Raw genomic sequence first — 24831 nt, 5'->3', positions numbered from 1 at the left:
TATACCGATCGGTATAGTTCACGAGTGTTCCCGCATTTCGCGCTCAGGTCAACCGATCGGTATACTCGGAGCCATGCTGACCCCAGCCGGCGAGCGTGTCCTGAACGCCGCGAGCGAGCTCTTCTACCGAGAGGGCCTCAACGCGGTGGGTGTCGCGGCGGTGGCCGAAGCCGCCGGTGTCACGAAGAAGACGCTGTACGCGGCCTTCGGGTCGAAGACGGAGCTCACCGTCGCGTACTTGCGGCGTCGTCACGACGTCTGGTGGGCGTACCTCGAAGAGCGGCTGGCCGAAGCCGATCGTCCTCGGGCACTGGTGGTCTTCGACGCCTACATCGAGCACCCGCGGCTCGGGAGTGACCGGGGTTGCGCGTTCCTCAACGCGGCCGCCGAACTGACCGCGGGACATCCCGGCCTCGACGTGATCCGGCGGCACAAGGCGGCGGTCCGGGCCAAGTTCGCCGAACTGATCCGTGAGGACGCCCCCGGCGCGGCCGATCCGGAACGGCTCGCGGAGCAGCTCTTCCTCCTGCTCGAAGGCGCTGTCGCGCACACCGGCATCGACGGGGACGCGCATCGCGTCACGCTCGCGAGGGAGATCGCGGAGATACTCGTGAGGGATACGCGCGAAGCCGGCGCACGCTAGAAAGAGCGCATGCGACTTTTCGGCCCGCTCGTCGACCGCGCGACCTACCGCCGCTGGGTGTATTTCATCCTCGGTGGGGCGCTGAGCGTGCCGTACATCCTCTTCGCCGCCATCGTGGTGCCGTCCTTGCTTCCCCTTGTGGTGACGGTGGAGCGTGGGCTCGTCATCGCGATGATCACCGCCGTCCTGGTGATCGTCGCGTCGTCGTTCATCCCCGCCGTCCGGGTGCTGGAGGGCGCGGCCGTACGGGAACTCCTGGACGATCCCGTCCCCGGGGTGACGTTCGGGCGCGCGACGAACTGGCCCGTCCGCCTGCGGTCGACCGCGATGTTCCTGCTGCACGTGAGCACCGGCTGTGTCATCAGCCTGGCGAGCCTCGTCGTCCCGGTCGCGTTCGGATTCACGATCGCGGCCCCGTTCACCGGCCGGATCGCACTGTCCACCGAGGACCCGATCGAGGTGCCGAGGGGCTGGGCGAGCGCGTGGATCCCCCTGGCGTTCCTGCTCGGCGTCGTCGTGCTCGCCTATGTCGTGTGGGGAGCGGGTGCGGTGCTGACCCGCTGCGCAAAGAGCCTGCTGGGGATCTCGGCCGCGGAGCGGATCGCCCAGCTGGAGAAGCGCACCGAACAACTCGCCGAACGCAACCGGCTCGCGCGCGAACTGCACGACTCGGTCGGGCACGCGCTGAGCGTCGTGACCATCCAGGCCGGGGCCGCGCGCCGGACGCTGCGGTCGGATCCCGATTTCACCGAGCAGGCGCTCACCGCCATCGAGGAATCCGCCCGCGCGGCGTTGGACGATCTCGACCACGTGCTCGGCCTGCTGCGTGACGAGGCATCGTCGCGGACGCCGCAATCAGGTCTCGCGGAGCTGCCCGCGCTGGTCGAAGCGACGCGGCTGGCGGGCGCCGAGGTGTCGGCGGAGGTGCGGGGTGAACCGGCTTCGGTGCCGCCGGTCGTCTCCCGTGAGGCGTACCGGATCCTGCAGGAATGCCTGACGAACGCGCTGCGGCACGCCGGTAAGGTTCCGGTGACGGTCCTCGTCGACGCCGGGACGGAGCTGTTGCGCCTGCGGGTGTCCAACCCGCTCGGCGCCGCGGAGCCGTCACGCGACGGGGGCGGCCGGGGGCTGCGGGGAATGACGGAACGGGTGGAAGTGCTCGGAGGCACGATCACCGCGGGCCGGGCGGACGGATTCTGGAAGGTCGAGGTGGCGGTGCCATGGGGGAATCGGCGATGAGCATCGGGGTGCTGCTGGTCGACGACGAACAGCTCATCCGGGCGGGGCTGCGGGCCATCGTCGCCTCCGAGCCCGACCTGGAGGTCGTGGGCGAAGCGTCCGACGGGGCCGAGGTGCCGGGGCTGGTCTCGCGGTCCCGGCCCGACGTCGTGCTGATGGACGTCCGGATGCCCTCGGTCGACGGTATCCGCGCGACCACGCATCTGATGTCGACCATGGACAATCCGCCGAAGGTGATCGTGGTGACCACCTTCGAGAACGACGACTACGTCTATGACGCCCTGCTCGCCGGGGCGAGCGGCTTCCTGCTGAAGCGCGCCCGGCCCGAGGAGATCGTCGCGGCGATCCGGACGGTCGCGGCGGGGGAGTCGCTGCTGTTCCCGGCCGCGATCCGGCGGCTGGCCGCGCAGCAGGCGAACCGGGGCCCGCGGGACGGTCTCGCCGGCGCCGGGCTCACCGAACGCGAAAGCGAGGTGCTGCGGCTGATGGCGGGTGGACTGTCCAATGTGGAGATCGCGGGCGAGCTGTACCTCGGTGTGCAGACGGTCAAGACGCACGTGGGGAACGTGCTCGCGAAGCTCGGCGCGCGGGACCGGACGCAAGCGGTGATCAAGGCCTACGACACCGGATTCGTCACACCGGCGGGCTGACCGCGGTAGGGTTCCGGAGTGGACACCAACGTCAATCGCCGTCGCCTGCTGGGGCTGGGCACGGTCGCCGCCGCGGGCGCGGTGCTCGGGACGGCGCATCTCGCTCAGGCCGCCGAAGAGTCCGAATCAGACGCTCCCGCCGCCGACGCCTCGGCCGCCGCGCGCCGGATTTCCGCCGTGTACGCCCGGGAAACCGCGAAGGCGGGCGGCACCTGGTCGTCGTATGTCAGCGTCGCGGATTCCGCCGGGAACCTGGTGCCCGCCGTGTCCGAGCGGGCCGACGACGTCGTCGAGGCGTACAGCGTCAACAAGATCGCCGTCGCCACCGCGGTGCTCGACAAGATCGACCGCGGGCTGCTCACCCTGGACCAGCGCGTCGACGTAACGGCCGACATCGTCATCAAGGACACCGACGGTATCTTCGCCCTCGACGGCGCGTACCCGAGTTCGGTGACGCTCGGGCACGCGATGGCCGCGCTGCTGACGCTGTCGGACAACACCGCCGTCCGCCTGTGCGGGCTGGTCTGCCCCGCCGCCGAGCTCAACGAGATCCTGCGCGGCAAGGGATTCGTGCACACCCAGGTCGTTCCGGTGGCGAACCCGAACCGCTTCTTCCTCGGTAAGACGACCCCGGCCGAGATGCATACGCTGCTGCGGAAACTGGTCGGCGGGACGCTGCTTTCGGCGAAGTCGACCGAGTACCTGCTGAACATCCTGCGTTCGCTGAGCGCGTTCACCGACGGCGTCCGGCTCGGCCTGACCTCGGCCGAGCGGCTGCGGGTCGCCACGAAGGCGGGCTGGTTCAACGACGGCCGCAACGAGGCCGGGGTGATGTTCAGCGCGGACGGCAAGCCGGTCCTGACCTATTCGCTGTTCGCCTCCGGTGAGTTCGCGGGCGATCCGGCGGTGAACAAGGACGACTACGCCGCGACGCATCCGGCGTTGCAGGCGCGGGCGAAGCTCGGGAAGACGATGTTCCGTTCGGTCGAGAAGCTGACGGCCGCCGGTGCGCGCACGTACGCGACCGCTCCGTATCGGGCGACCAACGGCGGCTGAAGGGCGCTGGAGTCGGTGCTCATGTCGCGAAAGCCACTTTCGGGACATCAGACGTCGCGAAAGTGGCTTTCGCGACGTGCTGTGCCGGCACCGAGGCGACGTCGCATCACGATCGACCTCTGGAGCCACCCGCCGACGTTGCGAAAGCCACTTTCACAACGTTGGCGGTTGCGAAAGTGGCTTTCACAACACGCCTGATCCCTCAACAGGTCGCTATGAGTTCAGCTACCCCAGGGCGGCGAGGATCAGCGCGGCCATCGCGGCCGGATCCCCGTTTTCCGGGCGCAGCACCAGATCCGGGCTCTCCGGCTGCTCGTAGGGAGCGTCGACCCCGGTGAACCCGCTGATCTCGCCGGCCCGCGCCTTCGCGTACATCCCCTTGGGGTCGCGGTCCTCGCAGACTTCGAGCGGCGTGTCGACGAAGACTTCGAGGAACGGCAACCCGGCCGCCTCATGTGCGGCGCGGGCGAGTTCGCGGTCGGCTCGGTACGGGCTGATCAGGGAGACCACCGACACCACCCCGGCGTCGGCGAACAGCTTGGCGACCTCGGCGACGCGGCGGACGTTCTCGGCGCGATCGGCGGGGCTGAAACCGAGGTTCCCGTTCAGCCCGTGCCGGAGGTTGTCGCCGTCCAGCAGGTACGCGGGCCTGCCGGAGGCGACCAGCCGCCGCTCCAGTTCCACTGCCACGCTCGACTTCCCGGACGCGGACAGCCCGGTGAGCCAGACGGTGAGCCCCCGTGTCGCTCGCTCCGCCCTGCTGACCGCGGCGGTGTGCCAGACGACGTTCGACGCGGTCACGCTCGGGCCGGTGATCATTCCCGCCGCGACCGTCGCCCCGGAGTGCTCGTCGACGAGGAGGAAGCCGCCGGTGGAGCGGTTGCGGCGGTAGGAATCGAACAGCAGCGGTTGCCGCGCGCGCAGCCGGATCCGGCCGATTTCGTTGAGGGACAACGACTTCGCGGTCTCGTCACGGTGCAGGGTGGTGACGTCGAGCCGGTAGTCCAGCTCGCGGATCTCGGCCTTGGTCTCCCTGGTGGTGTGCCGCACGACGTAGGTGGAGCCGGGTGTCAGTGAGCTTTGCTCGGAGAACCAGCACACCATCGCGTCGACGTCCCTGCTGGTGTGGGGCCGGTTTCCGGGGCGGCAGATCAGGTCACCGCGGCCGAGGTCGAGATCGTCTTCGAGTTCGATCGTGACGGCCTGTGAGGCGAAGGCTTCGGTGACCGTGGTGCCACCCGGGCCCCAGATCGCGCGCACCGTCGTGGTGAAACCGGACGGCAACACGGCGACCTCGTCGCCGGGCTTGAACACCCCTCCCGCGACGGTGCCCGCATAGCCCCGGAAGTCACGGCTGTGCTCCCGGATCACGTACTGGACGGGGAATCGCGCGTCGATGAGGTTGCGATCCGAGGCGACATGCACTTGTTCGAGATGGTGCAGCAGGGAAGTTCCTTCGTACCAAGGCATACTGGTGCCGCGGTGTACGACATTGTCACCGTGCAGTGCCGACATCGGCACGAAGGTGAGGTCGTGCACCTGGAGTTTCATGGCGAAGCGGCGGAACTCCTCGCGGATCTCTTCGAAGCGTTCCTGGGACCAGCCGACCAGGTCCATTTTGTTGACACAAAGCACCAGATGCGGGATCCCCAGCAGGCTGGCCAGGAACGCGTGCCGTCGTGACTGTTCGAGCACGCCTTTGCGGGCGTCGATCAGGATCAGCGCCAGATCCGCGGTGGACGCGCCGGTGACCATGTTCCGGGTGTACTGCACGTGTCCCGGCGTGTCGGCGATGATGAATTTCCGCCGGGGCGTGGCGAAGTAGCGGTGGGCGACGTCGATGGTGATGCCTTGTTCGCGTTCCGCGCGGAGACCGTCGGTCAGCAGCGCCAGGTTCGGGTACGCCTCGCCGCGGTCGCGGCCGGCACGTTCGATGGCTTCGAGCTGGTCGGTGAACACCGTCTTCGAATCGAACAGCAGACGGCCGATCAGGGTCGACTTCCCGTCGTCGACACTGCCCGCGGTCGCTAGGCGGACCAGCGAAGCGCTCATCAGAAGTAGCCTTCCTTCTTCCGGTCTTCCATGCCCGCCTCGGAGATCCGGTCGTCGGCGCGGGTGGCGCCGCGTTCGGTGAGCCTGCTGACCGCCACCTCGGCGACCACCTCGCCGGGCGACGTCGCCGTCGACTCGACGCAGCCGGTGCAGGTCGCGTCGCCGACGGTGCGGAAGCGAACTGTTGCCTCGTAAGGACTTTCGCCTTCGTTCAAGGTGAGGAACCGGGTGTGCGCGAGCAGCATGCCGTCCCGCTGGACGACCGGGCGCCGGTGCGAGTAGTAGATCGACGGCAGGTCGACGTTCTCGGCTTCGATGTACTGCCAGATGTCGAGTTCGGTCCAGTTCGACAGCGGGAAGACGCGGATGTGCTCGCCCTTGCGGTGCCTGCCGTTGTAGAGGTCCCAGAGCTCCGGCCGCTGATTGCGCGGGTCCCATTGGCCGAACTCGTCGCGGAAGCTGAACACGCGCTCCTTCGCGCGGGCCTTCTCCTCGTCGCGCCGCGCTCCGCCGAACACGGCGTCGAAGGAATGCTCGCGGATCCCGCGGAGCAGGGCGGCGGTCTGGAGACGGTTGCGGCCGGCCTTCGGGTCTTCGACGACCCGGCCCGCGTCGATGTCGTCCTGGACGCTGGAGACGACGAGCCTGAGCCCGTACGCGCCGACGGTGCGATCACGGAACTCGATGACCTCGTCGAAGTTGTGGCCGGTGTCGACATGCATCACCGGGAACGGCGGCGGCGACGGCCAGAACGCCTTGGCCGCCACGTGGAGCATCACCATCGAGTCCTTGCCGCCGGAGAACAGCAGGACCGGCCGTTCGAAGGTCGCCGCGACCTCGCGGAAGATGTGCACGGCTTCGGCTTCCAGTGCTTCGAGATGGGTGAGCTCGTATGCCGGGGACGCCATCGTGACCTCCGTGGTTCGAGATCAGAAAAGTAGAACAAGTTCTTGTGCTTGGTCAAGGGCTGGGGGACGCTGTCGGCATGGACCTGGTCGCGCTCGAAGAGATCCGTCGCCTCAAAGCCCGCTACCTCCGCTGCCTCGACCTCAAGCTGTGGGACGAGATGGCCGAGACCCTGACCGCCGACGCGCACGCGCGCTACGGCACGCCGTCGTACGGCAAACCGCTGACCTTCGAAAGCCGCGAAGCGATCGTCGAGTTCTTTCGGAACGCCGTCGGCCCCGGTATCACCACGGTGCACTTCGCCGGGCAGCCGGAGATCGACGTCGACGGCGACACCGCGACGGGCACCTGGCTGATGCGGGACAAGGTGATCGTGCCCGAGCACCGGGTGATCATCGAGGGCGCGGCGTACTACGAGGACACCTACCGGCGGGTGGACGGCGTGTGGCTGACCGCCTCGACCCAGTACGACCGGCTGTACGAAACGATGATGTCGATGGACGACGTGCCGAGCCTGAAGCTGACCGCGAACCGGTGGGCTTCCTGACCCCCGCATTTCGTCCTCTAAATGCGGCGGCGGGGCGGGCTCGCCTGTCCTGAAGGGCACCTTTGAGACGTTGGACGTCCCGAAGGTGCCCTTCGCGACGCTCGCATTTAGAGGCCTAAACGCGGGGGTGCCGGCCGCCGGATTCGGCGGTGACGGCATCGGCGGTGGCGACCAGCGCCGCGCCCCGCCGCGCGATCTCCGCGCCGGTGATCGGTTCGCCGACCGAAAGCGTGAGCACGAGTTCCTGCCGTCCTGAAGCGTCGAACGTCGGCGCGGCGAGCAGGCTCACCGCGTGCTTGCGGCGCGGCTCCAGATCGGCGCCGAGGTAGACGCGCTCGCCGAGGCTCGATACGAGTTCTCCCACCAGACCCCGCACTTCCGGCGGGAGTTCCTCCGCGCCGACGCCCGCCATGAGCGCGTAGAGCCGGCGGCCCGCGGAAGTCAGGCTCTCGACCAGGTAACCGTGCTCCCGGCATTCGGCGACGACGCGGCGAAGGTGTGCTTCGTCCAGCCGCACCGGAACCGCCGGCGGTTTGGCGAGCCACGCGTCGAACGCCGCGTCGGAATCCCACAGCACGTACATCAGGCCCACCGGCGGCGCGAACGGGTAGGTCTCGCCCAGTTTGATCCGGCCGGGACCGGCGCTCTGCAGCATCAGGATCCGGTCGCCGACCACGGCCGACGCCGTGCACGTGGCGCCGTATCGCCTGCTCAGCTCCTCCAGATGACGTCGCGCGACCTCGCTCGCGCCGAAGCCTTCACTCGCGACGCGGCCGGCGGCGACCATCGCAGGGCCGAGCCGGTACGTGACCGGCTGAGGATCCCGGACCAGGTAGCCGCCCGCCGTCAGTTCGGTGACGATGCCGAGACAGGTCGGTTTGGCCAGGTCCAGCTCGCGGGCGAGTTCCGACAGGCCGAAGCGGCGGCCTGGGTGCGCGGCGAAGAAGTCGAGCAGCCGCACGACTCGCTCGGTGGGCGGGGAGTGCCGGGGCATTGACCCATCCTTAGAACGCGTTCTAGTCTGATGGCGCGAAGAACGTACCAAGCCGGTACGTATTTGTACCAGTATGAGGAGTCGCCGGTGCTCACTCAACCGTTCGCGGACGCGATCGTCGAAGCCGAGAAGATCATCGCCGAGGCGCCGCACATCCGGACCGAACAGGATCTGGTCGAGGGGTACGACTACCTCGCCGGCAGCATCCGCGCGTCCCTGCAGATGGCGTGGGCCTACGAACGGGATTATCCGTTCTTCACCCAGTCCACCGGGCCGTACACGAAGATGGGCCTCGACAACCCGGACACGCTGTACTTCAACGCGAACATCCGCGAGGACCGCGAATACGTCGTCACCGGGACGCGGGGGAGCACGGCCGACGTCAGTTTCCAGGTCCTCAACGGCGACTACTCGCCCGTCGAGGTGCCGGACAGCCTCGCCGCCTTCGACGACCGCGAGATCGAGATCGCCGAGGACGGCTCGTTCGAACTCCGCTTCGGGCCGGCGAAACCCGACCCCGGCCCCAACTATTTCGTGCTCGGCCCGGGTTCGTCGATGCTCGTGGTGCGTGAGGTCTACAGCGACTGGGCCACCGAGCGCCGCGGCACGATCCAGATCCAGTGCGCCGACACCGCGGGTGGCGCGCCGGAGCCACTCACCCGCGACGGGCTGGCCAAACGCTACGGCGTGACCGGCAAGATCCTGCTGAGCAGGCTCCGCACCTTCCTCGCCTTCCCGAAATGGTTCTACCTGAACCTGCCGGTGAACACGATGACCGAGCCGCGGCCGACGCCGGGCGGCCTGACCACGCAGTACTCCTCGGCCGGGCACTACGAACTCGGCGACGAAGAGGTCATGATCGTGACGGTGCCGCGTTCGGACGCGCCGTACCAGGGCATCCAGCTCGGCAGCGTCTGGTATCTCTCGCTGGACTACATCAACCATCAGACGAGCCTCACCGCCGACCAGGCGCGGGTCGACCCGGACGGCAAGATCCGCTTCGTGATCAGCGAACGCGACCCCGGCCTGGCGAACTGGCTCGAACGCACCGGACACGACCGCGGTTACGTCCAGATCCGGTGGCAGCGCCTGTCCCGCGCGCTGGAGAAGGCCGACGGTCCCGAGGTCGAGGTGGTGAAGTTCGGCGAACTCGCCGACCGGTTGCCCTTCTACGACGAGGCGCGCGTGACCCCACAAGAGTGGGCGGACCGGATCTCGGCCCGTCAGCAGGCGGTCGCGGCGAGGATGCTGGGATGACGGATCTCTTGCGGGACAAGGTGGTCGTGGTCTCCGGTGTCGGTCCCGGGCTCGGCCGCTCCATCGCCACGCGCTGTGCCGCGGCGGGCGCCGACGTCGTCCTCGCCGCCCGCACCGAATCCCGGCTCGCCGAGGTCGCGAAGGAGGTCGACGCGCTCGGCCGCCGCGCGGTCACCGTGCCCACCGACATCACCGACGACACTTCGGCCGCGAACCTCACCGAGGCCGCGCTGGAGGCGTTCGGCCGGGTGGACGCCTTGGTGAACAACGCTTTCGCCATCCCGCCGATCATGGATCTCGCCGACGTCGACCTCGCCGACGTGCGAGCGGGCTTCGAGACCAACGTGCTCGCCGCGCTTCGGCTCACGCGCCTGTTCACGCCCGCGCTCGCCGAAAGCGGCGGTTCGGTGGTGATGATCAATTCGGCCGTGTTGCGGCATTCCCGGCGGACGTTCGGCGCCTACAAGATGGCGAAGGCGAGCCTGCTCGCGCTCGCCCAGAGCCTCGCCTCGGAACTCGGGCCGCGCGGGATCCGGGTCAATTCCGTGGCTCCCGGCTACATCTGGGCGGACTCGCTGAAGTGGTACTTCGCTTACCTGGCCAAGGAACGCGGGGTGCCGCCGGAGCAGGTGTACGCCGAGACGGCGGAGACGATCGACCTGCGCCGCCTGCCGGAACCGGACGAGATCGCCGACACCGTCGTGTTCCTGGCCTCGTCGCTCGCCCGGTGTGTCACCGGCCAGTGCCTCGATGTCAACGCCGGCGAATACCACCACTGAGAGGGAGAACATGCTGCCAGGGCGCGAAAACGTCGGCACCGTGGAGGATCTGCACGCGTCGGCGGCGAAACTCACCGGGTTGGACGACTTCGGCGGCGACGATCATCTCGAAGGTCTCCGCGTGCTGCTGGATTCGTACGCCGGTGAGGCGGGTCTGACCCCGTACGGCAACAAGATCCATCGCGCGTTCCTGCGCGGCGCACTGGTGGCGAGGTCGTTGAGCGAGGCCTCGTGGAAGCAGAATCCGGAATACGCCGAGGTTCCCATCGAGCGGCCGATCTTCGTCACCGGCCTGCCGCGCACGGGGACCACGGCACTGCACCGGCTGCTCACCGAGGACCCGGCGCATCAGGGGCTGGAAGTCTGGCTGACCGAGGTGCCGCAACCGCGTCCGCCGCGCGAGACCTGGGCGGAGAATCCGGTCTTCCAAGGGATCCAAGCGGGTTACGAGAAGCACCACGTCGAACATCCCGAGTTCATGGGCCTGCACCACATGTCCGCCGACCAGGTCGAGGAATGCTGGCAGCTCCTGCGGCAGTCGCTGAAATCGGTGTCCTACGAATGTCTCGCGCACGTGCCCTCGTACTCGCGCTGGCTGGACGGGCAGAGCTGGACCGACGCCTATCGCCGGCATCGGCGCAACCTGCAGCTCATCGGCCTGCCGGACGCCGGACGCCGCTGGGTGCTCAAGAACCCGAGCCATCTCTTCGCGCTCGACGCGCTGCTGGAGGTGTATCCGGACGCGCTGATCGTCCAGACCCATCGCGCGCCGAGCACGATCGTCGCGTCGGTGTGCAGCCTGAACGAGCAGGCTTCGGCGGGCTGGTCCGACGTCTTCCGCGGCGACGTGATCGGCCGCAACCAGCTGGATCTTTGGGCGCGCGGTGCGGAAAAGTCTTTGGAGGCAAGGAAACGCCACGATCCGGCGCAGTTCTGCGATGTCCGGTACGAGGATTTCGTCGCCGACCCGATCGGCACGGTCGAGGGCGTCTACCGGCATTTCGGGCTGCCGCTGAGCGACGTCGCCCGGGACGCGATGACCGTGGTGCACGCCGAAAGCCGGTCCGGGGAAAGGAAACCCGTGCATCGGTACGACCTCGCGAACTTCGGGCTCACCGCCGGCGAGGTCGACGAACGCTTCTCGGCCTACCGCGCCGCCTACGATCTCTGAAAACCACGAAATGCGGGGTCAGAAGCCGGCGGCGGCGCGTTGCGAGGGGAGGCCGCGCGTCGTGATCCCGCGCAGGACCTCGACCCGGTCCGAACCCGGCCGCCCGAGCACCCAGCTCGACCCGGGGACCTCCTTGGCGCGTTTCTTCAGCGGCGCCAGGAGCCGGGACGCGTCCTTGTAGGACCGGATCGCGCCGTGCCCGCACACCAGGGTCGCCAGCGAAACCGTCACCGGCAGCCCGTCGGCCGACCACGCCGTGTCCAGCAGCGCGGCGGCGACCGTGCCGATCTCGTCGACGTCGCAGGCGATCAGGAAATCGTCCCCGCCGACGTGGCTGACACGCATCCGGCGCAGCCGGGCCTCCAGATCGGTGAGGGTCCGGCCGAGCGCACGGATCAGGTCGTCGCCCGCGGCGAACCCCGCGGTGTCGTTCACCGTCTTGAACGAGTCGACGTCCAGCCAGGCCGCGACGAACGGCTCCCGCGCGTTGATCCGGCGGTCGACGTCCCTGGCGACGGCGTCACTGCCGGGCAGGCGGGTCAGCGGGCTCAGCGAGACCGCCTCCTCGACCTTCGCCTCCGCGACCCCGCGGACGACCTCGTTCACCAGTACCACGCCGACACACCGGCCGCGGTCGTCGACCACCACGACGTCGTCACCGGTCCGGCCCCAGTCCGCGTCGGTGACCAGTTCGAGGAATTCGAGCGCGCTCGCGTCGGCGTGGATCGTGTGCGGCCGGTCGGCGAGCCGCGACGCCGGCCGCTTGGCGTGCAGCGCGTGACCGTACAACCCGGTGACCGCGACCAGGAACCGCGTCCGGTCGATCGACCACTGTGGACGGTGCCGGTCGTCGATGCCGACGATGCCGCTCGGCCCGTCGGCGGCGGCCAGCACCTCGCGTACGTCGTCACACGTCGCGTCTTCCGGCAGCGTGGTCGCGGGCCGGAGGAAGTCGCCGACGCGGCGCGCGCGGGCGGTGCCGGGGATGAACGGCCCTGGCGCGTCCGGCGCGGGAAGCGGCGCGTGGTCGCCGTCCGGCGGGGCGAGCAGGTTGCCCTGCGCGATCCGCACGCCGAGCCGTCGCGCGGACTCCAGCTGCTCCGTGGTTTCGAGACCGGTGGCGACCAGACGGTTGTCGGTGCGCGACGCGAAGTGCAGTACCGCCTCGACCACCGCGACGGCGGCCGGGTCGTGCGGCAGGCCGCGCAGCACGCTGCGGTCCAGTTTCACCAGGTCGACGGGCGCCGAAGCGAGCAGCGTGAGCGGGAGGTCGCCGCGGCCGAGGCCGTCGAGCGCGAGCCGGAACCCGACTTCGGTCAGCCGTCGCATGCCCGTGAGCAGCAGGTCGGCGGGGATCTGCGTGAACGGCGGCCCGATCTCCAGCACGACGTCCCTGGTCCGGCGGCCCGCCAGGCTGAGCGCGTCGGTCAGGGGGTCGAACTGTGACGGCGGCGCCGCCACCGTCCGCGCGGACAGGTTCAGGTGCAGGGGGAGGGTGGACTGCGGTTCGCGCAGCTGCCGGACGGCCTCGGCGGCCAGGCCGACGTCGACCTCGGCCAGCCTGCCGCTGCGCCGGGCGTCGGCGAGCAGTTCGTGGGCGGTGCCGCGGCCTGGCCGGGCCAAGGCTTCGAACGCGACGACGCCACCGGTGTGCAGGCTGTACAACGGCTGGTAAGCGAAGCGGACAGCGATCTGCAACGTCACAAGCGAATGTTCGCGGGTGGCGGCACGAAACGAAATACGTGTCAACTGATGTTCATCGTGAAGGCACCTGGGTTACCTAGAACGGCGTAACGCACGCCACCCGATCAGGTGTTTTCTTACTGGCCATGGTGACAACCGGAAAAGCGCCGACATTGCTTCGGTGGTACCCGAAATATCTTCGCGACCGCTGGTGAATGCCCGCTGATGCGCGATGGGCAAGGTGAAGAACCGATCGAAGAACACCGGGACCAGTTCGGGCGGCATCCCGCACAACGCGCGCAGGCCATGCCGTCGCAATCCGTGCACGGCGCGTGCCGAAGACGGCCACAGCGCGCGGTGCGCGGCCGACGCCGCCGCGGCGGGCCCTCGATCCCAAGTCTGGGCCACGGCGTCGGCCACCGGTTCCGCGAGCCGGATCGACGTCGCGACGCTGTACCCGGTCGCCGGATGCACCAGCGCGCCGGCGGCCCCGAACGGCACGGTCCGGCCGCGGCGGGGCACCGGTACGTCGAGCACGATCCGGACGCGCTCCTCGCGCCCGCGCGACGTCAGACCGACGGCACTCAGCCGGGCTCGCAGCCGCGCCGCCAGAACGTCGGTCGGCAGGCCCGGCCTGCGGGCCAGCGAGGTCTCCTCGACCAGGACGGTGCCGTCGCCGAGCGGCAGGACGTACAGGAATCCGGACTCGGCCTCCCGCCAGTCCATGAACACGGCGGTGTCCGGAGCGTCGACCAGGCGCAGCGCGTCCTCGGCCGGGAGGACGGCGCCGAACGCCGTCTGCTCGTACCGGACGCCTCGCGGCCGGGCACCGGACGCGTCGACGTACAGGCCGGTCGCGAGGGTTCGTCCGTCCTCGAGACGCACCGACGAACCCTGCCCGCCGTGGTCCACGCCGGCCACCGTCCCGGCGACGACGTCGTAACCGCGGTCGAGCCACCGGCGCAGGCCGTCGTTGTTAAGCACCAGATACTGCCGATCGAGCACGTGCGGCCGGGTACCGAAGGCGAGCGTGGTCGAAGGCGCGCACGCGACGGCGCTCCCGGGCAGCGCGGGCAGTTCGTCGGCGAACAACCCGTAGGTCGCCCGCCAGCGCCGTCCTGGCGCCGGGTCGACGAGGATCGTCTCCAGGCCGCGCCGGGCGCAGGCACGCGCGAGCGCCCGCCCCGCCGGGCCGCCACCCGCGATCACCACGTCCGTCACCTGCGCAGTGTCTCAGAGCGCCTTCTCGGATTTCGGTAGCCGGCCCGCGGCAGCGGCAGGCCTGACCCGGTTCCCAGCTCGGGCTCTTGCGTCTTGTTGGCCGACAGTCGGATGTCAGTGGCCCTGTCATGGCCGGATTCCGTATGCGAGATGATCCGGTCATGCAGATCTCTGGACAGCCGATCCCGATCGACTGGGACGCTGTCCAATCGTGGCTTGGGTTGACTCTGCCCGCTGATTACAAAGCGTTGGCTGCCCATGGTCCGTTGGACATCGGCGAGTTCGTCTGGCTTCATGTGCCGTGCTCACAGCCTGATCGGTTCGACTATGGTGACTGGCTGTCTGACACCCATAGGTCGGCCCGGCGGTCGTCGCGAGACAAGGGAATCGAGGTACCTCAGTTCCACCCGGAACCGGGCGGCCTGTTTGCGTGGGGAACGACCCGCGCGTCGCAGGACCTGTTCTGGGACACCTCTGCTTCGTCGGATCCCGACCTGTGGCCGGTCGTCGTGTTCGACCGTCACAACCACACCGATCCGTGGGTCTACTGCGGGATGCCATTGGCGGACCTGCTCGACGTGATCGTCGGGGAGGGGTTGCAACTGCACGGCGGTCGACTGCTGGGTCCATTGTCGGCGACTGCGCGGCGGACAGCTTTCCTCGCCGATGCGGTCGCCTGGGCGCCGCCTTCGCCACCTCCGCCCGAGGACCTACGCCGCCGCGCTGCTGTCACCACCGGGACCGGTCTGGACGCTCTGGTTCAGCTTGTGCCTCCACCGGACACGCCGTATCTGGGCAGCCGCACCTGGGAGGAACTGTTCGGTGAGCTCGGTACCCCGCTGCCGTCGAACTACGTGACGCTCATGAGTCACTACGGCGCCGGAGCCTGGGGCGAGTTCCTCCGGTTCTACACACCGCTGGACCCCGCCAAATACCCCAGACACGCGACCGACTACCTCGATGGATACCGCCGGAGACGGGAGAACTTCCCGGCATCCTATTCCTATACCGTCTGGCCGGAGGTCGGCGGTTTTCTCCCATTCGCCGAATCCATCGACTGTGATGTCCTCGGCTGGATGACAGCGGGTGACCCAGACGAATGGCCGCTGGCCATCGCGCCACGGCATGCCCACGAAGGCCCACCCCTGCCGTACGGGCTGATAACGACATTGCTGGAGTGGTTACGCGGCAACTACAGCACCGAAGGCCTGGCAGGGTTGGACGAAGACGACGACGTGCTCGAGTTCGCTGTGTTCGAACCGTGGACCAACGAGTCATACTGGTGAGTCACGGTCGCGCTTGGGGTTGACACAGGAGAGGGTGGCTGCCGAGGGGCCGCCGACGTTGGCTCCGGATGACACCCTTGACATCTCGTCATGCGGCGCCGACGGATACGGTGTCACGCATGGAACAGACGGACCCGAGGACGTGGCGGCGCGATCCGGAGAGCGAGAGCGCCGGGTTCACCGACCTCGCCACGAGCCCGTTCCGGATCGACCGCGACCGGATCGCCGCGTCGCCGTTCTTCGCCAGGCTCGGCGGGGTGACGCAGGTGGTCAGCGCCGGCGGTTCCGGCCTGCTGCACAACCGGCTCACGCACAGCCTCAAGGTCGCGCAGGTCGCGCGCGCCATCGCCGAGCGGATCAACGCGAGCAGCGATTCCGCCGAGCTCGCCGCGAAACTGGGCGGCTGCGATCCGGACGTCGCCGAGGCCGCGTCGCTCGCGCACGATCTGGGACATCCGCCCTTCGGGCACCTCGGCGAGCAGACTTTGGACCGGATCGCCCGCCACCGCTTCGGCCTCGCCGACGGTTTCGAAGGCAACGCGCAGTCGTTCCGGATCATCACCACCACCGACGTGCGCGGCCCGTCCGCCTCCGGGCTCGACCTCACCACGGCGGTGCGCGCCGCGGTGCTGAAGTACCCGTGGGCGCGGCTGCACGTGCCCGACCCGCATCCGACGTCGATGCCCGTCCAGCCGCGCGGCGCGGCCGAGCCCGCCGACGCCCCCGGCACTGGCGCGAGCAAGTTCTCCGCCTACAGCACCGAACTCGACGACTTCACCCAGGCGCGTGCCCCGTTCGACGGCCGGATCGAACCTTGGCAGCAGACCGTCGAAGCGTCCGTGATGGACACCGCCGACGACATCGCCTACGCCATCCACGATCTCCAGGACTTCCACCGGATCGGGGTCCTGCAGCACGCGCCGGTCGCCGCCGAGTTCTCCGGCTGGGTCGACCACGCGCTGGAACTGGCCGCGCTGGACGACGCGACCTTGACCGCCGAACGGCGGCTGCCCGGCCGCTCGCTGGAACGGCTGCGCCGCCGCATGCACGCCAAGGACGGCTGGATCGTCGACGACGACGCCTTCACCAGCGCCGTCGCCCGTGTCCGCGCCGAACTCGTCGACGGCCTGCTCGCCACCGGGTTCGACGGGTCCATCGAGGCCGAACAGGCCACCGCCGCCTTCTCCGCGAAATGGACCGCGCGGCTCGTCGACGGTGTCCAGGTGGTGGCTTCACCGTCGACCCGGACGGGGCATCTCACGCTGCGTCCCGCCCAGTGGCACGAGGTGCAGGTGCTGAAATTCGTGCACCGGCGGTTCGTGCTGCTGCGCCCGGAACTCGCGCTGCACCAACGAGGACAGGCGAGCCTGGTGACCACGCTGGTCGACGCGCTCGACGCGTGGCTGCTCGATCGCGACGAGTTCTACCGGCTCCCGCGACGGTTGCACGACCTGGTGGAATTGGCCCAGTCCGAATTCTCCGCGCTGGCGCGGACGTCGCCGGAACTGCTCATCGGAGCGACCGGGGAACCGGTCACCGGTGCCGACGCCGTCCGCGGTCTGGCGCGCGGGCGGGCGGTCGTCGACTTCGTGGCTTCGCTGACGGACAAGCAGGCGGTGACCCTTATGGACGGCTTGTCCGGTCGTGCTTCCCAGCCCTGGTCGGACTCGTTCGTCCTGTGACGACACGATTACCCTGAACGGCCCACGGCCTGCGGCCGAATCCGGAAAATACCCATCCGACGTCACCCGAACGGCGCCTGCCGCCGGTGCACGCCCGGTACTTAGCTTGATCGAGCCGGTGATCGCCGGCGTCGGTCAGCGTGAGTCGGGGCACGCGCCTAGGAATCGGAGGCGCACGTGCGTCCAACCCGTTCTAGCAGGAGAAGAAGAACGATCCTGACCGCGGGCACCGCTGCCCTCGTCACCGCGCTCGGCCTGGTGAGCCCGCCCGGCGCGGCGGCGGAAAACGGATCCCCGGACGCGTTCTCGGCGAACACCGTCCGGCAGATCGAGGCACTGCAGTCGATCAAGAAGAGCCAGAACGCCGGCGAGTCCAAAGTGGACAGCAGGCTGCTCGTCGAACAGAAACTCCGCGCGCAGCGGATGTCGGCCTCCGCGGTTCCCGCACTGGGGTCTGGGGCGAATGTCTCCGCGGCCGGCACCGTACTCGTGGACGTCCGTGGCCAGGTCTCGGAAGAACTCCTCAAGGGACTGCGTGAATCCGGTGCGGGGATTCGCGCGGTGTCGCAGCGGTACGGCAGCGTGCGCGCCGAGGTTCCGCTGAACGCGGTCCCGGCGATCGCGGCCCGCGCCGACGTCAAGAAGGTCGAGACCGCCAACGAGGCGTTCACCGCCCGCCAGCTCGCCGAACCCGCCGTCGCGGGCAAGCGCGAAAGCAAGGAAGAGAAGGCCGCCCGGATCGCGGACGAGCTGAAGAAGGCCGTCGACGCCAAGGCGCAGCCGGGTATCGCGGCCGGACCGGTCAACAGCGAGGGCGATCGCGCGCACAACGCCGACACCGCGCGCCAGCAGTTCGGCGTCACCGGCGTCGGCACGAAGATCTGCGCGCTGTCCGACGGTATCGACTCGCTCGCGACCTCGCAGGCACGCGGCGAACTCCCGGCGGGCATCGACGTGATCCCGGGCCAGGAAGGAGACGGCGACGAGGGCACCGCGATGCTCGAGATCATCCACGATCTCGCGCCGAACGCGTCGCTCGGTTTCGCCAGCGCGTTCAACTCCGACGCCAGTTTCGCCGACAACATCCGCAAACTTCGGTTCGACGCGGGCTGCGACGTCATCGTCGACGATGTCCTGTATTTCAAGGAATCGCCGTTCCAGGACTGGATCATCGCCCAGGCCGTGAACGACGTGACCGCCGACGGCGCGCTGTACTTCTCCTCGGCCGGTAACGAGGGCAACGTCACCGACGGCACTTCCGGCCACTGGGAAGGCGACTTCGTCGACTCTGGCAAGGGCGTCGGCAAATTCGCCGGTACCGCGCACAACTTCGCCGGTGCCGCGGGCAACCAGATCTTCGAGCCGATTTCGGACGCCTCCTCGGCGCGGATCCCGGTCACGCTGTTCTGGTCGGACCCGCTGGGCGCGTCGAACAACGACTACGACCTGTATCTGCTGAACGCGGCGGGCAACGTCGTGGACTTCAGCCAGGACAACCAGACCGGCACGCAGGACGCCTACGAGCGGGTGGACACGCCCGCCGCCGGCGGAACCGGGCTGCGTCTGGCCATCGTCAAATTCTCCGGTGAAGGCCGCTATCTGTCGCTGTCCGCGTTGCGCGGCCGGTTCTCCGACTCGGCCGACGGCCTCAAGGCCTACACCAGCCCCGGCGTGACCGTCGGCCACTCGGCCGCGCGGGACGCGTTCAGCGTCGCGGCGGCACCGGCGGCCAAGGCGTTCCCCCGTGCCCTCGAACCGGGCGACCCGGCCAACCCGGCCGGTCCGTTCCCCGGCGCGTTCGGCGCGGCCACGAAGGTCGAACGGTTCACTTCGGACGGTCCGCGGCGGATGTTCTACCAGGCCGACGGCACGCCGATCACCCCGGGCAACGTGTCCGCGACCGGTGGTGAGGTCCGCGCGAAGCCGGACATCACCGCGGCCGACGGCGTCTCCACCAGCGTCACCGGCTTCACCACGTTCTACGGCACTTCGGCCGCCGCGCCGCACGCCGCCGCGATCGCGGGCCTGGTGCTCTCGGGCAACCCGGGGCTGCCCCCGGCCGACGTGCGCGAGGCGCTGGTCAACACCGCCGTCGACATCCTCGCCCCCGGCCGCGACAACTCCAGCGGCGCGGGTGTCATCCTGGCCGACAAGGTGCTCGCCTACACCGGCGCCAGCCCGCAGCCGCTCGCGTCCGCGGGCCAGCCGACGGTCACCCCGGCCGACGGCGGCTCCGCGCTCGACCCGGGCGACACCGCCAAGGTCACCCTTCCGGTGACCAACCGCGGCGACGGCACCGCGACGTCCACCAGCGTCGTGCTCTCCAGCCCGACCCCCGGTGTCACGGTGGCGCCGCGGTCGAAGTCGTACGGCACGATCAGCCCCGGGCAGACCGGCGTGAACGACTTCACCATCACCGTTCCCGCCACGCAGGAACTCGGGGTGCCGGTGGTGCTGAACGCGCGCGTGACCTTCGCGGGTTCGTACTCGCCGACGACGTCCACGTTCTCGCTGCCGGTCGGCACCCCGTCGCCGGTGTCGCGGGACTTCGCCTACGTCGGTGACGCCGTGGCGATCCCGGACAGCGACCCGACCGGCGTGACCGTGCCGATCACGGTGAGCGGGGTCGGGCGCGCGTCGAAGCTGACGTTCTCGGTGGACGGCGCGACCTGCAGCACCGACCAGACCTCGGCGACGGTGGGCATCAACCACTCGTACGTCGGTGACCTGGTCGGCACGCTGACGTCGCCCTCGGGCGCGAAGGCGACGGTGTTCCAGCGCAGCGGCGGCTCGGGGAACAACCTGTGCCAGGTCGTCTTCGCCGACACCGCGGCCGCCGCGTTCAGTTCGGTGAGCGCGGCGAACGCGCCGTTCACCGGCACCTACAAGCCGGCACAGGCGCTCGGCGGCCTGGCCGCCGGTGCCGCCGACGGCACCTGGAAGTTCACCGCGGTGGACGTCGCCGGTGGCGACACCGGGTCGATCCGCGCGGTCTCCTTGCACATCAACGGTTTCGTTCAGCCCGGCGTGGCTGAGCGGCCCGCGGGTGTCGGGAAGTCGGTGGGGCGGGGGCCGGTGAAGCCGGTCTAGTCCTCTCGGTCTGCGCGTGAAGGCCCCCTTCGCTCGGCTGAGTCGAGGGAAGGGGGCCTTCACGCGGGTTGGGGGCGTTGCGAAAGCCACTTTCGCAACCTTTAACGTTGCGAAAGTGGCTTTCGCAACGCCCGCACGCGCCTGCCGGTGCCGCGGAACGGCGACAGCCGCACGGGCAGGGCCTCCCGGCATGCCAGGCGGGTCGGGGCCGGGTCGCGAAAGCCACTTTCGCGACGTCAGATGTCCCGAAAGTGGCTTTCGCGACATGGCCGATGCCCCCCAGCCGCATCACCGTCCACAGCCAGGGACGTCGCCGCGAAACGGCTACGACCGATCCACCTGCCGATCCGCGCCGCGCCCCGTACGTTGAACCCATGGCGAGGGAGCGGCAGGTGGCAGGCGGAGGACGGGCGGTCGAAATCGCGCCGGATCGCCTCGAAGGCTGGTACGCCCGTTTCGCCGTCCGCAACGATGGCGTCCGCCTCACAGAACACAAGGCGGACACCGTCACCGTCGTCGCGGGCAACGGCGTGGTGGCCGTCGCGACCGTCCCTTTCGGACCGCTGAACGCCGAAGGAACCGTGCCGGGTCTCGCCGTCGGCCCCCTCATCGAACACGCGCTGATCTCGCGGAGGATCGCGCTCCTGCTGGTGCGCCGCGGCGGGCACAGCGTCGGGATCGCGCGCGGGGGAGTGGTCGTCCAGTCCAGGACGGACCGCCATCTCGTCCAGGGCCGTTCAGCGGCGGGCGGCTGGTCTCAGCAACGGTTCGCGCGGCGGCGGGAAGGGCAGGCGCGCTCGGCGCTTCGTTCCGCCGCGGACGACGCCTTCGAGGTGCTCGTCCCGCAACTGTCCGAAGTGGACGCGGTCGTGCTCGGTGGTGACCGCCGCGCCCTGGAATCCCTGCGCGAGGACAAGCGTCTCGCGCCGTTGTTCGAGCGTGCCGAGGCCCGCGTCCTCGACATCGCCGAACCGCGCCGCACGGTGCTCGAAGACGCGGCGGAGCGGGCGGTCGCGGTCGAAATCACCCTCTCCGGGCCGTGACGTCGGGCACGGTCGGATAAAACCGCTCGACACCGGCCCGTACACTGATCGCGTGGACATCCTCTTGGAGTAGCTCCTCGTCTGCCCGACGGCAGACGAGTCGAAGCTGTCCGCTCATCCACCCCTTGTACCGGGAGTTCCCGTGATCACGGCCTCTGGCCTGCAGCTGCGCGCCGGCTCGCGCATTCTGCTCGACGACACCAACGTCCGCATCCAGCAGGGCGACCGCATCGGCCTGGTCGGCCGCAACGGCGCCGGCAAGACCACCTCGCTCAAGGTGCTGGCGGGGGAGGGTGAGCCGTACGCGGGCGAGGTCCGCCGCAGCGGCGAGCTCGGCTACCTCCCGCAGGACCCGCGCGAGGGCGACCTCTCCGTCACCGCGAAGGACCGCGTGCTCTCCGCGCGCGGCCTCGACACCTTGCTGCGCAACATGGAAAAAGCGCAGACCGCGATGTCGGAGCTGGCGGACGAGAAGGAACGCGACAAGGCGGTCAACCGCTACAGCCGTCTCGAAGAGCGCTTCGCCTCTCTCGGTGGGTACGCCGCCGAGAGCGAGGCCGCGCGGATCTGCTCCAACCTCGGCCTGGCAGACAGGGTGCTCGAGCAGACCCTGCAGACGCTCTCGGGTGGTCAGCGCCGCCGGGTGGAGCTCGCCCGGATTCTGTTCGCCGCCGCCGAAGCGGGCGCGGGCGGGAAATCCGAGACGATCCTGCTGCTCGACGAGCCCACCAACCACCTCGACGCCGACTCCATCAACTGGCTTCGCGGCTTCCTGAAGCAGCACGACGGCGGTCTCGTGGTCATCAGCCACGACGTCGAACTGCTCGCGGACGTCGTCAACAAGGTGTGGTTCCTCGACGCGACCCGCGGCGAGCTCGACCTCTACAACATGGGCTGGCAGCGCTACCTCGACGCGCGCGCCACCGACGAGAAGCGGCGCCGCCGCGAGCGCGCGAACGCCGAGAAGAAGGCGTCCGCGCTGCAGCAGCAGGCCGCCAAACTGGGCGCCAAGGCGACGAAGGCCGTGGCCGCCAAGAACATGGCCCGCCGTGCCGAGCAGATGCTCTCCGCGCTCGACGAGACCCGGCAGGCCGACAAGGTCGCCCGGATCAAGTTCCCCGAGCCCGCCCCGTGCGGCCGGACGCCGCTCACCGCCGAGGGGCTCTCGAAGTCCTACGGTTCGCTCGAGATCTTCACCGGAGTCGACCTCGCCATCGACCGCGGGTCGAAGGTCGTCGTGCTCGGATTGAACGGTGCCGGAAAGACCACATTGCTCCGGCTGCTCGGCGGAATGGAAACTCCGGATACCGGCGAGACCATTCCGGGTCACGGATTGCGTCTGGGCTATTACGCACAGGAACATGAAACTCTCGACCACGACGCGTCCGTGTGGGAAAATATCCGTCACCTCGCGCCGGACACCGGAGCGCAGGAGTTGCGGAACCTTCTCGGCTCGTTCCTGTTCACCGGCGAGCAGCTCGATCAGCCCGCCGGCACGCTCTCCGGCGGTGAGAAGACGCGGCTCGCGCTCGCCGGGCTGGTGTCCAGCGCTGCCAACGTTTTGCTGCTCGACGAGCCGACGAACAACCTGGACCCGGCCAGCCGCGCCCAGGTCCTGGACGCCTTGCGCAGCTTCGCCGGAGCCGTCGTCCTGGTCACGCACGACCCGGGCGCCGTCGAGGCGCTGGAGCCGGAACGCGTGATCCTCCTGCCGGACGGCACCGAGGACCATTGGTCGGCGGATTATCTGGAACTTGTCCAGCTTGCGTGAGGCCTGCGTCCGTTCGGGTGCTTGATCGATGCCATCCGGCCACTGAAATGGCCCAATGTGATCGCGGTTTCAGCAGTTTTGCGCTCGTCGTCTGGCATTCCGGCGCTCAGTGTTCGATCATTGCGGCGACAGGGGCCGTTATGTGGCCCAGAACACTCTCGGCGGGAAGGCGATCGACGTGGCTGATCTCAAGAAAGGCGCGCGGATCACCGGCAACACGCGTGACAAGCTGGCCGCTGACCTGAAGAAGAAATACGAGAAGGGCTCGAGCATCCGCGCTCTCGCGGAGTCCACGGGTCGCTCGTACGGGTTCGTGCACCGGGTCCTCTCGGAGTCCGGCGTCCAGCTGCGCGGCCGTGGCGGTGCCACCAGGGTCAAGAAGAAGTAGTCACGAGGAAGTAGCGGACTGCTGCGCGGGGGGCGCAGTTCCCTTTCCAGGGACCGCTGTTTCACGGGTTTCCGCGGCCAGGAAGGCCAGCCTGGCACCGAGCAGGACCAGCGGATACACCAGGTAGCCGTACCTCGTCGCCGGAGTGAGCATGATCAGCGCGACGAGCCCGACAGCCATGCGCAGCAGCGCGTCCGAGCCGGTCGAGGGCGGACGGCGCAGCAACCAGACCAGGATCGCGACGGCGGCGATCCCGAGCAGGGCGAAGGAAACCGCCGTGCCCACCGGGCCGAGCGAGGCGATGAGGTGGCCGGGCAACGGGCTCGCCGCCGGTGACTTGATCACGCCGATTCCCATCGGGAACCGGAAGACGTGCTCGACGAAGGCCTTGGGGTCGACCAGGTAGACGGGCACGTGCAGGACGAGGGTCGTCACCACGAGTGCCGCGGCGAATCCGCCCAGTGCGCGAGGGCCACGGCGCGTGATCAACAGGACACCCAGCACCACGATCGCGGGCGCGACGATGAGTTTCGCGCTGACCACCAAGGCCAGCACCAGACCGGACAGGATCGCGCGTCCGGTCGCGGCCAGTGCGAAGGACAGCACCAGCAGTCCGACGATGGCCAGATCCGGGCCGGCGACCGCCCAGGTCAGTGCCGTCAGCGGGCAGGCGAGCGCGAGTTGGGCCGCGCTGACCGGGATTTCCGGCCACTTCAGCAGCCGCAGCGTCAGCAGCACGCACGCCACTGCCGCCAGCGCGAACATCCAGCGCGCGTCGGTGAGGGCGTCCGCGACCGGCCCGCCACCGAAGAGGGCGCGCGGCAGACCGAAGACGGTCATCACCGGACCGTATGGCGTGTAATCGTTTACTTCCACCGCGCGACCGAGCGCGGTGACGTCGACGTACGGGGTTCCGTTCTCCAGAAGGAGTTTCGCCGACCGCTCGATCACCCAGACCTCGGGCTGCGCCGCCCAGGAGTTCGGCGTGACGAGCCAGTCCACTCCGGTCAGACGGCGAATGACGAGCATTCCCAACGGAAGGATCATGGCGAACAGGCCGATGGCGCCGATACCGAGCCACCGCGAACCGAGCGCGCCGGACAGCGGCTTGCCGCGCCGGGCGGCGATCGTCAGCCGGCCGGTGTGGACCACGGCGAGGCCGTAACCCGCTACGGCGAAGTTCGCCCACACGCGATAACCGTAGAACTCCGCGACGGCCGTGTTCACGACGGCGAAGATCAGGCATCCCGTGTAGAAGACCAGGTCGATGGTCAGTCGTCGCCGGTCTGGGTCGGTGGTCACCGGCTCAGGCTACCGACGCGGCGGCATCCGCCGGAAAGAGGACGCGGAAACCGGGAAGCATCCGGTGTGGT

Annotated in this window: 20 protein-coding genes; 14 read left to right on the top strand and 6 right to left on the bottom strand. The window is 69.1% G+C overall.

Features of this window, described 5'->3' with window-relative positions; genetic code table 11:
- Positions 1 to 73 precede the first annotated feature (73 nt).
- Genes H4W30_RS25720 through H4W30_RS25705 form a run of 4 tightly spaced genes read left to right on the top strand, consistent with a single transcriptional unit; the run spans position 74 to position 3588 of the window.
- Complete coding sequence (locus H4W30_RS25720) at positions 74 to 643, top strand: TetR/AcrR family transcriptional regulator (protein ID WP_192745206.1); 570 nt, start codon at positions 74 to 76, stop codon at positions 641 to 643.
- A gap of 9 nt (positions 644 to 652) precedes the next feature.
- Positions 653 to 1882 carry a sensor histidine kinase gene (locus H4W30_RS25715; protein ID WP_192745205.1) on the top strand — a complete coding sequence of 410 codons (1230 nt, stop codon included), beginning with the start codon at positions 653 to 655 and terminating at the stop codon, positions 1880 to 1882.
- On the top strand, positions 1879 to 2532 hold the full coding sequence (locus H4W30_RS25710) for a response regulator (protein WP_192745204.1): 654 nt from the start codon (positions 1879 to 1881) through the stop codon (positions 2530 to 2532). Before H4W30_RS25715 ends, H4W30_RS25710 begins: the two co-directional genes overlap by 4 nt.
- Positions 2533 to 2550: 18 nt before the next feature.
- Complete coding sequence (locus H4W30_RS25705) at positions 2551 to 3588, top strand: serine hydrolase (protein ID WP_192745203.1); 1038 nt, start codon at positions 2551 to 2553, stop codon at positions 3586 to 3588.
- 225 nt (positions 3589 to 3813) lie between these two features.
- Here H4W30_RS25705 and cysC read toward each other — a convergent pair whose 3' ends face one another.
- Together cysC and cysD are read right to left on the bottom strand one after the other, a co-directional pair.
- Positions 3814 to 5640 (bottom strand): adenylyl-sulfate kinase, encoded by a 1827-nt coding sequence (cysC, locus tag H4W30_RS25700; RefSeq protein WP_192745202.1) that lies wholly within the window; start codon positions 5638 to 5640, stop codon positions 3814 to 3816.
- Positions 5640 to 6548 (bottom strand): sulfate adenylyltransferase subunit CysD, encoded by a 909-nt coding sequence (cysD, locus tag H4W30_RS25695; RefSeq protein ID WP_192745201.1) that lies wholly within the window; start codon positions 6546 to 6548, stop codon positions 5640 to 5642. The genes cysC and cysD overlap by 1 nt, the downstream gene beginning before the upstream one ends.
- Positions 6549 to 6625: 77 nt before the next feature.
- Here cysD and H4W30_RS25690 point away from each other — a divergent pair, with 77 nt between their 5' ends.
- Positions 6626 to 7093 (top strand): nuclear transport factor 2 family protein, encoded by a 468-nt coding sequence (locus H4W30_RS25690; RefSeq protein WP_192745200.1) that lies wholly within the window; start codon positions 6626 to 6628, stop codon positions 7091 to 7093.
- Positions 7094 to 7208: 115 nt separating this feature from the next.
- Here H4W30_RS25690 and H4W30_RS25685 read toward each other — a convergent pair whose 3' ends face one another.
- Positions 7209 to 8087: an IclR family transcriptional regulator gene (locus tag H4W30_RS25685; protein WP_192745199.1), complete on the bottom strand. Its 879-nt coding sequence runs from the start codon at positions 8085 to 8087 to the stop codon at positions 7209 to 7211.
- An 87-nt stretch (positions 8088 to 8174) separates the two neighbouring features.
- On the opposite strand from H4W30_RS25685, the gene H4W30_RS25680 reads away from it, so the two are divergent.
- The 3 genes from H4W30_RS25680 to H4W30_RS25670 are packed head-to-tail and all read left to right on the top strand — an operon-like array spanning position 8175 to position 11294.
- Positions 8175 to 9344: a DUF1214 domain-containing protein gene (locus H4W30_RS25680; protein WP_192745198.1), complete on the top strand. Its 1170-nt coding sequence runs from the start codon at positions 8175 to 8177 to the stop codon at positions 9342 to 9344.
- Entirely contained in the window at positions 9341 to 10123 is a 783-nt protein-coding gene (locus H4W30_RS25675) for an SDR family oxidoreductase (RefSeq protein ID WP_192745197.1), read from the top strand. The genes H4W30_RS25680 and H4W30_RS25675 overlap by 4 nt, the downstream gene beginning before the upstream one ends.
- Positions 10124 to 10133: 10 nt before the next feature.
- Complete coding sequence (locus H4W30_RS25670) at positions 10134 to 11294, top strand: sulfotransferase family protein (RefSeq protein WP_192745196.1); 1161 nt, start codon at positions 10134 to 10136, stop codon at positions 11292 to 11294.
- A gap of 18 nt (positions 11295 to 11312) precedes the next feature.
- Here the strand turns inward: H4W30_RS25670 and H4W30_RS25665 are convergent, their stop codons facing one another.
- Positions 11313 to 12998, bottom strand: a complete 1686-nt coding sequence (locus H4W30_RS25665; protein ID WP_192745195.1) for an EAL domain-containing protein — start codon at positions 12996 to 12998, stop codon at positions 11313 to 11315.
- Between the two features lie 72 nt (positions 12999 to 13070).
- Positions 13071 to 14198, bottom strand: a complete 1128-nt coding sequence (locus H4W30_RS25660) for a lycopene cyclase family protein (RefSeq protein ID WP_192745194.1) — start codon at positions 14196 to 14198, stop codon at positions 13071 to 13073.
- Positions 14199 to 14359: 161 nt separating this feature from the next.
- Between H4W30_RS25660 and H4W30_RS25655 the strand changes: the two genes are divergently transcribed.
- From H4W30_RS25655 to H4W30_RS25630, 6 genes are all read left to right on the top strand, one after another.
- On the top strand, positions 14360 to 15484 hold the full coding sequence (locus H4W30_RS25655) for a hypothetical protein (RefSeq protein WP_225949871.1): 1125 nt from the start codon (positions 14360 to 14362) through the stop codon (positions 15482 to 15484).
- 119 nt (positions 15485 to 15603) lie between these two features.
- Positions 15604 to 17166 (top strand): deoxyguanosinetriphosphate triphosphohydrolase family protein, encoded by a 1563-nt coding sequence (locus H4W30_RS25650; RefSeq protein ID WP_192745192.1) that lies wholly within the window; start codon positions 15604 to 15606, stop codon positions 17164 to 17166.
- A gap of 213 nt (positions 17167 to 17379) precedes the next feature.
- Complete coding sequence (locus H4W30_RS25645) at positions 17380 to 20256, top strand: S8 family serine peptidase (protein WP_192746820.1); 2877 nt, start codon at positions 17380 to 17382, stop codon at positions 20254 to 20256.
- 374 nt (positions 20257 to 20630) lie between these two features.
- Positions 20631 to 21299, top strand: coding sequence for an acVLRF1 family peptidyl-tRNA hydrolase (locus tag H4W30_RS25640; RefSeq protein WP_192745191.1), 669 nt, complete (start codon positions 20631 to 20633; stop codon positions 21297 to 21299).
- Between the two features lie 142 nt (positions 21300 to 21441).
- A complete protein-coding gene (locus H4W30_RS25635) occupies positions 21442 to 23070 on the top strand; it encodes an ABC-F family ATP-binding cassette domain-containing protein (RefSeq protein ID WP_034311834.1) in 1629 nt (542 codons plus the stop codon).
- A gap of 178 nt (positions 23071 to 23248) precedes the next feature.
- Positions 23249 to 23458, top strand: coding sequence for a helix-turn-helix domain-containing protein (locus H4W30_RS25630; RefSeq protein ID WP_003071237.1), 210 nt, complete (start codon positions 23249 to 23251; stop codon positions 23456 to 23458).
- On the opposite strand, the gene H4W30_RS25625 is transcribed toward H4W30_RS25630, so the two are convergent.
- Positions 23459 to 24760 carry a glycosyltransferase 87 family protein gene (locus H4W30_RS25625; RefSeq protein ID WP_192745190.1) on the bottom strand — a complete coding sequence of 434 codons (1302 nt, stop codon included), beginning with the start codon at positions 24758 to 24760 and terminating at the stop codon, positions 23459 to 23461. It lies immediately after the preceding gene.
- Positions 24761 to 24831: the final 71 nt, after the last annotated feature.

This window comes from Amycolatopsis roodepoortensis, assembly GCF_014873915.1.
Classification (GTDB): Bacteria; Actinomycetota; Actinomycetes; order Mycobacteriales; family Pseudonocardiaceae; genus Amycolatopsis; species Amycolatopsis roodepoortensis.
This window is presented reverse-complemented; position numbering and strand designations above follow the sequence as displayed.

Excerpts from the sequence above, each read along its gene's own strand:
- H4W30_RS25720 (WP_192745206.1), top strand. The coding sequence starts at position 74 with ATGCTGACCCCAGCCGGCGAGCGTGTCCTGAACGCCGCGAGCGAGCTC.
- H4W30_RS25715 (WP_192745205.1), top strand. The coding sequence starts at position 653 with ATGCGACTTTTCGGCCCGCTCGTCGACCGCGCGACCTACCGCCGCTGG.
- H4W30_RS25710 (WP_192745204.1), top strand. The coding sequence starts at position 1,879 with ATGAGCATCGGGGTGCTGCTGGTCGACGACGAACAGCTCATCCGGGCG.
- cysC (WP_192745202.1), bottom strand. The coding sequence starts at position 5,640 with ATGAGCGCTTCGCTGGTCCGCCTAGCGACCGCGGGCAGTGTCGACGAC.
- cysD (WP_192745201.1), bottom strand. The coding sequence starts at position 6,548 with ATGGCGTCCCCGGCATACGAGCTCACCCATCTCGAAGCACTGGAAGCC.
- H4W30_RS25690 (WP_192745200.1), top strand. The coding sequence starts at position 6,626 with ATGGACCTGGTCGCGCTCGAAGAGATCCGTCGCCTCAAAGCCCGCTAC.
- H4W30_RS25685 (WP_192745199.1), bottom strand. The coding sequence starts at position 8,087 with ATGCCCCGGCACTCCCCGCCCACCGAGCGAGTCGTGCGGCTGCTCGAC.
- H4W30_RS25675 (WP_192745197.1), top strand. The coding sequence starts at position 9,341 with ATGACGGATCTCTTGCGGGACAAGGTGGTCGTGGTCTCCGGTGTCGGT.
- H4W30_RS25670 (WP_192745196.1), top strand. The coding sequence starts at position 10,134 with ATGCTGCCAGGGCGCGAAAACGTCGGCACCGTGGAGGATCTGCACGCG.
- H4W30_RS25655 (WP_225949871.1), top strand. The coding sequence starts at position 14,360 with ATGCAGATCTCTGGACAGCCGATCCCGATCGACTGGGACGCTGTCCAA.
- H4W30_RS25650 (WP_192745192.1), top strand. The coding sequence starts at position 15,604 with ATGGAACAGACGGACCCGAGGACGTGGCGGCGCGATCCGGAGAGCGAG.
- H4W30_RS25640 (WP_192745191.1), top strand. The coding sequence starts at position 20,631 with ATGGCGAGGGAGCGGCAGGTGGCAGGCGGAGGACGGGCGGTCGAAATC.